Here is an 11,696-nt window from a genome sequence, read left to right on the forward strand (position 1 = left end):
AAGATGATATGAGTGACAAGACTGTTTATTCACGGCGCAATCCGGCCATTGACATGCTGAGGGCGTTGACCATGTTCACCATGATTTTCGTCAATGACTTCTGGAAAGTGCATGACGTACCCCATTGGCTGGAACATGCCGTTTATGGTGAAGACTTTATGGGACTGGCGGATATTGTATTCCCCTGCTTCTTGTTTGCAGTGGGAATGTCCATACCATACGCCATCGAACGCAGATATGCCAAAGGCTTTTCGGCAGAATCCACCTTAGGACATATCCTTTCCCGCACCTTTGCTTTGCTGGTGATGGGGGCATTCATCACAAACTCGGAGTTCCGGCTTTCACCGGAAGCTCCCTATCCGATAGGGGTATACTGGTTCTTGATGGCCATAGGCTTTATCGGCGTGTGGAACCAATATCCGAAACCGGCTTCCGGTACTCAGAAGAACCTTTTCCGTGCTTTCAAGATAATCGGCGTATTGGTTCTTCTCTACCTTGCCTTTACCTTCCGCAATCCGCAGGAAGGTGTATTCGGGGCTTATTGGGGAATATTGGGATCCATCGGCTGGACTTATCTGGTATGTGCCGTGATTTATTTCTTCAGCCGTGACCGGTTGAAGTATCTGCTGCCCATCTGGGGAGTCTTCATTCTGATATGTCTGTTGGGCACGCCTTTGCGCGAAAGCTTTGGCGGCGAGGCCATTCTTACCTTTCCCGAACGTAACTTCTATCAAGGTATGCTGGGCATCCTGCACATCGGCAACGGAGCTTTGCCCGCATTTACAATGGGAGGTATCATCCTTTCCATTCTCAGTGCCCGCTATGCCGACAAGGGTGACGGTTGGAAACTTCGCAACGGGCTGACGGCTGCTGTCCTGCTTCTGTTGGCCGGGATAGGGGCGCATCATTTTTGGATTGTAGCCAAGATAGGCGGCACTCCTCCCTGGGTGTTCTATGTAACTGCCATTTCCGTGGCACTCTATACGGTGCTTGGCTGCTTGGTCAGTCATCAGGTCACGGGCTGGTTCAATCTGATACGCCCTGCCGGAACGGCTACGCTGACTACCTATCTGGTGCCTTATGTCTTTTATGGATTCGCCGATGTGACCGGTGTTATCCTGCCGGACTGGTTTACGCATGGATTCATGGGACTGGTCAATTGCCTCTGCTTTGCCTTTGTGGTAATCGGCGTTACCTGGGTGATGGAAAAACTGCACGTTAAACTTAAAATTTAGATAGAATGAAAAAGAACTTTTTACCTGCATTCTTATTGCTGTTCCTGGCGCTGGGCCTGTTTTCGTGCCAGCAGGGAACTAAAGAGACAAACAAAGAATATCCCATGTTCTGGACGTGGCTGGACTATCGTCCCGGTATGAACTTCGACTCCATTTGCCAAGTGATGAACGACATCGGCATGGACGGAATCATGCTGAATGCACCGACTCCCGACGATTACCGGGTAGCCATACCGATTGCCCATAAACACGGAATCGAAGTGTATGCCTGGCTATGGACCATGAATCTGGAACACGACCGTGACAAAATATTGAAAGAACATCCCGAATGGTTCAGTGTGAACCGTAACGGCAAGAGCCTGGCAGACACTACCGCCTACGTAGGCTATTACAAATTCCTTTGCCCGGCACTGCCCGAAGTCCGTGAGTTCATCAAGGAGAAAATCAAGGCCTATTGCGAAGTGGAAGGTTTGAACGGCATTGCCATCGACTACCACCGTTTTGTGGATGTGGTGCTTCCTACTACCTTGTGGCCTCGCTACGGCATTGTGCAGGACCGTGAATACGCTGCATGGGATTACGGCTATCATCCGGAAATGCTCAAGAAGTTCAAGGAGCAGCATGGTTATGACCCTCGCGAACAGGAAGACCCTTCGCTTGATGTGAAGTGGCGTCAGTTCCGTTGCGACCAGATAACCGAAGTGGCCAATATGATTGCCGAAGTGGTACACTCCTACGGCAAGACAATGGCTGCCTCTCCGTTCCCTACTCCGAAGATGTCCTCGCGCATGGTACGTCAGGACTGGGGCAAATGGAATCTTGACATTGTATTCCCGATGGTTTACCATACTTTCTATACGGGCGATGCCAGCTTCATTTCCGACTGTACGGTGGAGAATGCACGCGACAAGAACGACATGACGACGCTGTATTGTGGCATGACCGCCACGGACGGGCCGATGATGTTTGAGTGCATGGATGCCGCCTTGAACAACGGCGCCCAGGGAATTGCCGTGTTTACGATGCTCGGTCTGCGTTCTCCGGAGGTGAAGAAGCAGTTCAAGGCTTATACGGACAGTGTCAGAGCCGTGCGTGCCGCCAACGGTGGAGTGATAAAGGCAACCTATCCTAAGGTGGCCGAACCGGATCCGTTCAAACACGAAGGCATTATGAAACTGATGCAGGAACGCATGCAGCAAATCATAGCCACGGCTGCCGGTAAGGAAGAGCCGGCTCCGCTGGCATTGGGCGAGTACAAGGAGGTGGATTCCTACGACGCAACGCGCTGTTATCAGGTGGTAGACAATAATAGCAAGACTACTTTTGACGTGACGTTCTATCTTTACGGCGATGTCGTTTCCGGATGGGATGTGACAGTGGCAGACAAGGATTCTTCTAAGAAATGAAAGGACGTTTTATGATAGTGAGAGATTACGGGAGCAAACTCTTTCTGCTCTTTGTGTTTTCGATGGTAGGCATGGTTTATTGCAATGCTCAGAGTGGAAAGAGTTTGCCCGTAAGGAAAGTAATGTGTACGGCTTCACCGGAAGGTGGGGCTGTGCCGTCCTTGCTGGACGGGAACGGGATAGAGTTTCAGCCCCTTGATGTGGTCAACTGGAAAGATTATCCCTACAAGCCGGAAGTGAGTTTCCGCATAGCCCATACGGGGCGCGAAATCCTGCTCCACTACAAAGTGAAGGAAGCCAGTGTGCGTGCAGTGGCCTCCGGAGACAATGGCCGGGTATGGGAAGATGCTTGTGTGGAATTCTTCGTATCTCCCGAAGGTGACGACCGCTATTACAATTTCGAATGTAACTGCGCCGGCAGGCTGCTGATTCAGGGAGGTGCAGTCAATGAGCGCCGTCCTACGGCGAGTCAGGAGGTGCTGGGCATGGTGAAACGTTGGAGCTCGTTGGGCGGCGAACCTTTCGAGGAACGTTTGGGCGAGTGCAGATGGGAACTGGCCATGGTTATTCCCGTTTCCGTTTTCTTCCAGCATTCCGTCGGTTCTCTGGACGGAAAAACAATGAAAGGGAATTTCTACAAGTGTGGTGACAAACTCCAGACTCCCCACTTCCTTTCTTGGAGTCCTATCGGGCTGGAACGCCCCATGTTCCACTGTCCGGCCTTTTTCGGCACCTTGTCTTTTGAATAAATCTTTAGGGTGTTCTGGTGGAATCATTTGCCGTTAGCATTACTTATTGGATTGACAATTGCGGAATTATGTGTTTTTTTATACCTTTGCACTTCCTAAATTGTAAATGCATATATGATTACCGCAGAACAACTGAAAGATATCAAAGAACGTACCGAGGCGTTGAATCGCTATCTGGACATTGAAGGAAAGAAGATACAGGTGGAAGAAGAGCAGCTCCGCACCCAGGCTCCCGGTTTCTGGGACGACCAGAAGGCTGCCGAGGCTCAGATGAAGAAAGTGAAAGGCTTGCAGCAATGGATTTCCGGCTACAATGAGGTAAAGACCTTGACTGACGAGGTACAACTGGCTTTCGACTTTTACAAAGACGAACTGGTGACTGAAGAGGAAGTGGACGATGCCTATGCCAAGGCAATCACTGCTGTCGAGGCCCTCGAACTCAAGAATATGCTTCGCGAGGAAGCCGATCAGATGGACTGTGTGCTGAAAATTAACTCTGGTGCCGGTGGTACGGAGAGCCAGGACTGGGCAAGCATGCTGATGCGTATGTATCTGCGCTATGCCGAGACTCACGGCTATAAGGCCACCATCGCCAACCTGCAGGAAGGAGACGAGGCAGGTATCAAGACTTGTACCATCGAGATTTCCGGCGATTATGCCTACGGCTACCTGAAAGGTGAGAACGGTGTACACCGCTTGGTGCGTGTTTCGCCCTACAATGCCCAGGGCAAGCGTATGACTTCTTTTGCATCCGTGTTTGTCACTCCCTTGGTAGATGATACCATCGAGGTGAACATCGAACCTGCCCGCATGTCATGGGATACCTTCCGAAGTGGTGGCGCCGGTGGACAGAACGTCAATAAGGTAGAGTCCGGTGTCCGTCTGCGCTATCAGTATAAGGATCCATATACGGGCGAAGAGGAAGAAATCCTGATTGAAAATACCGAGACACGAGACCAGCCCAAGAACCGCGAGAACGCTCTCCGCCTTCTCCGTTCCATGCTTTACGACAAGGAACTCCAACACCGCATGGCCGAGCAGGCAAAGGTGGAAGCCGGTAAGAAGAAAATCGAATGGGGTAGCCAGATTCGTAGCTACGTCTTCGACGACCGCCGCGTGAAGGACCACCGTACCAACTTCCAGACCAGTGATGTGAATGGTGTGATGGATGGAAAGATAGACGGCTTTATCAAAGCTTACCTGATGGAGTTTGCAGGAAGTGGCGAATAAATTTTCTCCCTTTCATTTGCATTCTTCCCGAATTTCTTCTTACTTTGTTCATCGTTGAACTTTAAACTATAAAACACACCATGGGAAAAAGTAAAAAGAAAGCAATGCACAGCCAGAAGGAAGAGCAACAAGCCAAGAAAGTGATGATGACGATGGGAGTAATAGCCATTGTATTGGTCATCGCCATGTTTGTGGCTTACTCTTACTGGGGCTGATAAAATCACTGGAAACGACATGCCGCAGGAGATAGAACGGAAATTCCTCGTGACGGGAGAATACAAGCCACAAGCGTATGCACACAGCCGTATCGTACAAGGATACATCAGCAGTGTACGTGGACGGACAGTACGGGTGCGCATCCGCGATGGACGGGGATTTCTCACCATCAAGGGTGCATCCAATGAATCGGGAACCAGCCGCTACGAGTGGGAAAAGGAAATTCCGCTGTGCGAAGCGCGGGAATTGCTGAAGCTGTGCGAACCGGGTATCATCGACAAGACCCGTTACCTGGTGCGCAGCGGACAGCACGTCTTTGAGGTGGATGAATTCTATGGCGAGAATGAGGGACTGACTGTGGCCGAGGTGGAACTCTCCTCGGAAGACGAGCCTTTCGTGAAACCTGCATTCATCGGACGGGAGGTGACGGGAGATGTCCGCTACTATAACTCGCAACTGATGAAACACCCTTTCACCACATGGTAGCAAACCAATTGTATGCCGTACTTGTTTAATCGTCATGGAGAAACTTTACGACTACCTGCCAAGAGAACTGGTCACCTTCCTTTTGGTCACTGTATTCTCTTTACTCATCGGGCTTTCACAGCGTAAAATCAGCTTGAAGCGCGAAGGGGAAACTACGCTTTTCGGTACCGACCGCACCTTCACTTTTATAGGCATTCTGGGCTATCTGCTCTATATCCTCGACCCTACGGGCTATCGTCTGTTCATGGGAGGAGGAGCCATTCTGGGACTGCTGCTCGGACTGAACTATTATGTGAAGCAGTCACAGTACCATGTGTTCGGAGTAACCACCATCATTATTGCACTCATCACCTACTGCATTGCTCCCATTGTGGCCACGCAGCCGTCGTGGTTCTACGTCATGGTCATAGTGACCGTCCTGCTCTTCACCGAGCTGAAACACACCTTCACGGAACTGGCCCAGCGCATGAAGAACGACGAGATGATTACGCTTGCCAAGTTCCTTGCCATCAGCGGCATTATCCTGCCGATGCTGCCCAATGAGAATCTTATTCCCGGCATCAACCTGACGCCATACAGTATTTGGCTGGCCACGGTGGTTGTATCGGGCATTTCCTACCTTTCTTATCTGTTGAAGCGTTACGTTTTCCATGAGTCGGGCATTCTGGTTTCGGGCATCGTGGGAGGCTTGTACAGCAGCACGGCTACCATTTCCGTACTGGCGCGAAAGAGCCGTAAGGCTTCTGTGCAGGATGCTCCCGAATATGTGGCGGCCATGTTGTTGGCGGTCAGTATGATGTTCCTCCGTTTCTTGATATTGATAGGTATTTTCAGCCGGGAGACGCTACTGGCCATTTATCCCTACCTGCTGATAATGTCGGTGGTGACGGCAGCCGTGGCATGGTATCTGCATTCCAAGCGGAAACGGGTGGACGACGGCACGCAGACCACGGAGGACGAGGACAGCAGTAATCCGTTGGAGTTTAAAGTGGCGCTGATTTTTGCCATGCTGTTTGTCGTGTTCACTATCTTGACACACTATACGCTGGTGTATGCCGGTACGGGTGGGCTGAACCTGCTCTCTTTCATTTCGGGCTTCAGTGACATCACTCCTTTCATCCTGAACCTGCTTCAAGGGACGGGCAGCGTGGCGGTGCTGGTAATTACGGCTTGCAGCATGCAGGCTATTGTCAGCAATATAGCGGTAAACATGTGCTACGCGTTATTCTTTGCCGGTGGAAAAAGCCCTTTGCGGCCGTGGATATTGGGGGGATTCGGCTCTGTTATTGCCGCAAATATCTGTCTGTTACTTTTCTTCTATTTTCTCTAAATTGCTTTCTTTTTGCTTTTTTAACTCCGAAAGTCTCGTAAATGCATGAAAAAGGGGCTATTTTTGCCGAATTCATTGTGACAAAACTCGAACGGGAAACGTCTAATACCAAGACAATAAACATGAATAGTCACTAAATATAAAAACGCAATGAGAACAAAATGGACTGTGCTGCTATGGATGCTGATGATTTCGGGACTGCTTGCAGCGCAAAACACGGCAAACACTTCTTTCCAGGTTAAAGGAATTTTGCTCGACTCGCTCACCCAGGAGGGTGAACCTTATGCTACCATTAAAATCGTGAAGAAAGAGGCCCCTGCAAAGGCGCTGAAAATGCTGGTAACGGATATGAAAGGCCAGTTTCAGGAAAAAGTTCCCGGTACGGGCAACTTCGTAATGACCATCACTTCCGTGGGACGTACTCCCATCGTGAAGGACTTTTCTGTGAAGGCAGGGGAGAAGCTGGTGGACTTCGGCACGCTGTATATCGTAGATGCCTCCAATGAGCTGGGGCAGGTGGAAATAGTGGCACAGAAGCCTCTGGTGAAGGCAGATATCGACAAGATAGAGTACAATGTGCAGGATGACCCTGACGCCCAGTCGAACTCCGTGCTGGAAATGCTTCGCAAGGTACCGTTGGTAACGGTGGATGGCGAGGACAATATTCAGGTGAACGGGAGTAGCAGCTTTAAGGTATATGTCAACGGAAAGCCCAACAACATGATGAGCAACAACCCGACGGAAGTGCTGAAAAGTATGCCTGCAAACAGTATCAAGCATATTGAAGTGATAACCAATCCCGGCCCCAAGTATGACGCCGAGGGTGTGGGCGGTATTCTGAACATCGTCACCGTGGGCAGCGGACTCGAAGGCTATACGGCTACGTTCAGTGCCAACGTCAGCAACCGCGGTGCAGGCGGCGGGGCATTCGGTACCATAAAGAGCGGAAAGCTGACCGTCAGCGCCCGCTACAATTACAATTACAACGACCAGCCCCGCAACTACAGCAGTGGTAGCCAGCATGTGACACCGGAAGCTGTTACGGAGAATTCTTCCAATCTGGACTATGACGGCAGCAACAAGGGACACGGTTCTTTCCAGTCGGGCAGCATGGAGGCCAGCTACGAAATAGATACATTACGCTTGGTTACCATGTCTTTCGGACTTTGGGGCGGTGGGAATAAGAGTAACGGCTCTACGGACTACATCGCCACCTTTCCAGAGAACATAAACGCTGCTCCCATTTACAGCTACTCTGCCTTCAACCGCAGCAAGTCTTCCTGGTATTCCATCGACGGAGGTATCGACTACCAGCGTCTGTTCAAGGTCAAGGACCGCATGCTGACGTTCTCCTACAAGATAAACACCCGTCCGCAAACGTCGGATTCCTATACGGAATATGAAATAGACAATGGCTATAACCCCGATTGGGCAGACTATCTGAACCGTTTGAAGAACCAGCATAACGACGGTGAGCAGAATACCACGGAGCATACGTTCCAGGCCGACTATACCACGCCTATCGGCAAGCTGCATACATTGGAGGCAGGTGCCAAGTACATTCTGCGCAACAACTCCTCCGAAGACGACCGTTTTGATGCGGACGATACCGGAAAGTATGAATACAACAAGGACCAGAGCTCACACTACAAGCATTTGAACGATATTATCGCCGCCTATCTGGGATATGGACTGAAGGTGAAGAGACTTTCGGGCCGTTTGGGATTACGCTACGAGCATACCATCCAAGATGTGAAGTATCTGGTGGGCCGCGGCGAGGATTTCACAAAGAACTTCGACGACGTAGTGCCTTCCGCTTCTATCGGCTACAAGCTGACGGATATGTCCAATCTGCGTTTGGGGTACAACATGCGTATCTATCGTCCGGGAATCTGGTCTCTGAATCCTTATCTGAATGATACGGACCCCTCCTATATCAGCCAGGGTAATCCGAAGCTGGACAGTGAGAAGAGCCATGCTTTCAACTTGAGTTACAGTAACTTCACACAGAAGTTCAATATCAATATCTCGGCCCGCTACTCGTTTACCAACAACAGTATTGAGAATGTGACAAGGCTCATGCCCGATACGGAGATTGAGGGATTGAAGAACCCCACGGGCAAGGATGTGCTTTATTCTACCTATGCCAACATCGGCAAGACCCGTTATGCCAGTGTGAACGGTTACGTCAACTGGAATGCCACTCCACGTACACGTATCTACATGAACATGAGCGGCAATTACTCTTATCTGGAGGGCAGTGAAGGCATGCGTAACGATGGCTGGAGCCTCTTTGCCTACGGCGGTGCACAGCAGACGCTGCCCCATGACTGGCGCATCAGTCTGAATGTCTTCGGACAGACGCCGTGGATTATGCTGCAAGGTAAGGGCAGCAGCTTCTTTGATTATGGCTTGAGCGTCAACAAGTCCTTCTTGGACAAGCGCCTCACCTTGTCTGCCTTTGCCAGCAACTTCTTCAAGAAGTATATGGACCAAAGCTCCACCACCGAAGGCAGCGGTTTTATACGGGAAAGCAATTATAAGTACAGCCGCCAACGCTTTGGCATAAGCGTCAGCTACCGTATCGGTGAGTTGAAGGCAAGCGTGAAAAAGGCTGCGCGCACTATCAGCAATGATGATGTGAAGAGCGGTGGCAGTGGTTCCGGTGGCGGCGGTGAATAGGTTGTAAATACATCCCCTTCTGAAACTTGTACCTCGCTATTCATCAGAGAATACAAGTTTCAGAAGGGGATTTTTTATGATAGTAAGTTACTTGCTGACTGTTGAGAACCCCAACTCCTTCAACCCTTTCTGCACATCCGGATGACTCATGAAGAGCTTCCACAGCAGTCCCGACCGATAATTCTCGAGCATGACGGCTATCGGGCCCTGGTCAATGGCGAGGTAGCGCTGCGGATACCAGTTGTCCGTTTCGCTGAAAGCATCGTAGAAGCCATAGGGGCCGAAGACCTTATCTCCCATCTCGTAGAGGTGGCGCATCACTTGCAACGACTGTTCCGGGGTATAGACGATGGATGACAAGGCGGCAGTTGGAGAGATGACTCCCTGGTCGTCGCGTTCGTTGGGAGCGTGGGCGGCATATCCGTTGACGGAGTAGCTGGCTGTCAGTCCCCAGCAGTCGGGCCCGAAACCTTTGTAGTGCTTGGGGTTGCGGACACAGTAGGCACGGTTCACAAGCGTCAGGTTACGCATCTCGTCGAAGTAGTTGGCGCAGTATTCATCCTTCAGCCCGATGGGGTCGAGGCCGAGAAACGAGTATTGTGCCCAGAAGAGCGGTCCGGCTTCTGTGCCTTGATAGCGCAGATGCAACTCGATATTCTCCACTTTATGAGGGTCTACAATGGCCCCGTTCTGCGCCCAGCCCTCGTGATAGACTGCTGCAGGCACGCCGTGGGTAGGCGAGGCGGCGGCAAGGATATACATGATGAGGCATTCGTTGTAACCGTGTACGGGAAAGTTCATTTCCCAACCGTATTCCGAACTCCAGTGCCAATAGAGCACGTTCTGGCCGTTCTGGCGGTAGAAGTTCCAGTCCACTTCGCGCCACAGCTTGTCGATGCGGGCGGCGAGGGCTTGCTCGGCGGGCGAACCGTCGATGTAGTACTGGTGGACGGAGAGCAGCGCCTGCATGATGAAGGCTGTTTCTACCAGGTCGCCGCCATTGTCTTTCTGCCCGAAGGGTTTCACCTTGCCCGTATCGCCATACCACCAGTGTGGGTAGGCACCGTGGAAACGGTCAGCGGTTTCGAGGAAGGAGACGATTTTCTCCATTCGTTCCAGCCCTTCCTGGCGGGTGACATAGCCGCGGTCTATACCGGCAAGTATAGCCATGATGCCGAAGCCGCTTCCACCGGACGTGATTACGTTCTGGTCGTTCTCCGGATAGACACCGTCCATGTGGATGCGTTCGCGTGCCAGTCCGCTGTTGGGCTCGGCACCTTCCCAGAAGTAGTTGAAGGTACGGCGCTGTACGGTGTCCATCAGGGCATCGTCGCTCAGCCGGTCTTCTTTGGCGGCGGGGCTTTTGCATTGCGTGAAACCGAGCAACAGCAGGAACAATAATAAACTGTATTGTATTTTCATTGTACCAATGCTTACTTGTTTTTTTATCATTTACTTATCTATATTCATTGCACGGTCAATTCAACAAGTATAGGACAGTGGTCGGAAAGGTAGCTGTTCTCCGGTTTGTCTTGGATAACGCGGTAGCGGTCTATCTTTGCGCCTTTGGTCACGAAGACATAGTCCAGCAGTACGCGTTCCTCCACCGGCAGACGGCCGAAGTCATGGAAAGACCAGGACGGACCGTAGGTGACGGCAGCTGTCTTTGCGGCATTTTCCATTCCTCCCTTTTCCAGCGTTTGCAGAGGTTCTTCACCGGGCGTACAGTTAAAGTCACCGGTGATGATGGCGGGCATGTCCGGTGCTATCTCCTTGATTTTGTCGAGAATGAGTTGCACGCCCTCTTTGCGGGCTGTCTTTCCGTCGTTGTCCAGATGGGTGTTGAAATATACAAACTTTTGTCCGTTGTTCTTTTCCTGCAGTATCGCCCAGGTGGTGACACGGTTGTAGGAAGCGTCCCAGCCCTTGATGCCGATAGTTTCGGGTTGCTCGCTGAGGGAGAAATTGCCGTATTCCACCAGTGTAAACCGGTCGGTCCGGAAGAATATCGGGCAGTATTCGCCTGCTTCCTTGCCGTCGTCGCGCCCCACACCGAGTGCTGTGTATTGCGGCAGCCCGCGTTTTAGGTCTTCCATTTGGTTGTGAAGCACTTCCTGCATGCCCAGCAAGTCGGGGCTGTAGTAGGCTATCATACGGCAGGCGTCACCCTTGCGGTAATTCCAGTTGTTTACACTGTCCGAAGGAATATCCAGGCGGACATTGAACGTCATCACTTCCAGCGGCTGTCCGTTCTGTGCGGAGGGCTGGCTCTTGCAGCTGCCAAGGAGCAGAATGCTGCAAAAACAAAGGAGTAAAGTAGTATATCTCATGTTTTCTTGTTTTTAGAGTGCAATATTAAATA

The 11,696-nt window shown here is 51.2% G+C and carries 10 protein-coding genes; 8 read left to right on the forward strand and 2 right to left on the reverse strand.

Annotated features, from left to right (window positions below):
* Positions 1-8: 8 nt before the first annotated feature.
* The 8 genes from DW947_RS12410 to DW947_RS12440 all read left to right on the forward strand — a co-directional run bounded on the left by DW947_RS12410 (position 9) and on the right by DW947_RS12440 (position 9,334).
* Entirely contained in the window at positions 9-1,235 is a 1,227-nt protein-coding gene (locus tag DW947_RS12410; protein WP_008662716.1) for a DUF5009 domain-containing protein, read from the forward strand.
* A 5-nt stretch (positions 1,236-1,240) separates the two neighbouring features.
* The gene (locus tag DW947_RS12415; protein WP_008662717.1) at positions 1,241-2,641 is read left to right on the forward strand and encodes a family 10 glycosylhydrolase; all 1,401 of its coding nucleotides are present in this window, start codon (positions 1,241-1,243) and stop codon (positions 2,639-2,641) included.
* Complete coding sequence (locus DW947_RS12420; protein WP_008662718.1) at positions 2,638-3,390, forward strand: carbohydrate-binding family 9-like protein; 753 nt, start codon at positions 2,638-2,640, stop codon at positions 3,388-3,390. The genes DW947_RS12415 and DW947_RS12420 overlap by 4 nt, the downstream gene beginning before the upstream one ends.
* A gap of 114 nt (positions 3,391-3,504) precedes the next feature.
* Positions 3,505-4,620 carry a peptide chain release factor 2 gene (gene prfB, locus DW947_RS12425; RefSeq protein ID WP_005830350.1) on the forward strand — a complete coding sequence of 372 codons (1,116 nt, stop codon included), beginning with the start codon at positions 3,505-3,507 and terminating at the stop codon, positions 4,618-4,620.
* A gap of 80 nt (positions 4,621-4,700) precedes the next feature.
* The gene (locus tag DW947_RS21995) at positions 4,701-4,835 is read left to right on the forward strand and encodes a hypothetical protein (RefSeq protein ID WP_005830349.1); all 135 of its coding nucleotides are present in this window, start codon (positions 4,701-4,703) and stop codon (positions 4,833-4,835) included.
* Positions 4,836-4,854: 19 nt separating this feature from the next.
* Complete coding sequence (locus DW947_RS12430) at positions 4,855-5,322, forward strand: CYTH domain-containing protein (RefSeq protein WP_009037712.1); 468 nt, start codon at positions 4,855-4,857, stop codon at positions 5,320-5,322.
* Between the two features lie 34 nt (positions 5,323-5,356).
* Complete coding sequence (locus DW947_RS12435) at positions 5,357-6,652, forward strand: MgtC/SapB family protein (RefSeq protein ID WP_005830344.1); 1,296 nt, start codon at positions 5,357-5,359, stop codon at positions 6,650-6,652.
* A 150-nt stretch (positions 6,653-6,802) separates the two neighbouring features.
* On the forward strand, positions 6,803-9,334 hold the full coding sequence (locus DW947_RS12440; RefSeq protein ID WP_008662721.1) for a TonB-dependent receptor domain-containing protein: 2,532 nt from the start codon (positions 6,803-6,805) through the stop codon (positions 9,332-9,334).
* 87 nt (positions 9,335-9,421) lie between these two features.
* Here the strand turns inward: DW947_RS12440 and DW947_RS12445 are convergent, their stop codons facing one another.
* Both DW947_RS12445 and DW947_RS12450 read right to left on the reverse strand, forming a co-directional pair.
* Positions 9,422-10,756, reverse strand: coding sequence for a glucoamylase family protein (locus DW947_RS12445; RefSeq protein ID WP_034525907.1), 1,335 nt, complete (start codon positions 10,754-10,756; stop codon positions 9,422-9,424).
* 44 nt (positions 10,757-10,800) lie between these two features.
* A complete protein-coding gene (locus tag DW947_RS12450) occupies positions 10,801-11,664 on the reverse strand; it encodes an endonuclease/exonuclease/phosphatase family protein (protein ID WP_008662722.1) in 864 nt (287 codons plus the stop codon).
* Positions 11,665-11,696 lie beyond the last annotated feature (32 nt).

It is taken from the genome of Bacteroides sp. AM44-19, from assembly GCF_003603395.1.
GTDB lineage: Bacteria > Bacteroidota > Bacteroidia > Bacteroidales > Bacteroidaceae > Bacteroides > Bacteroides uniformis.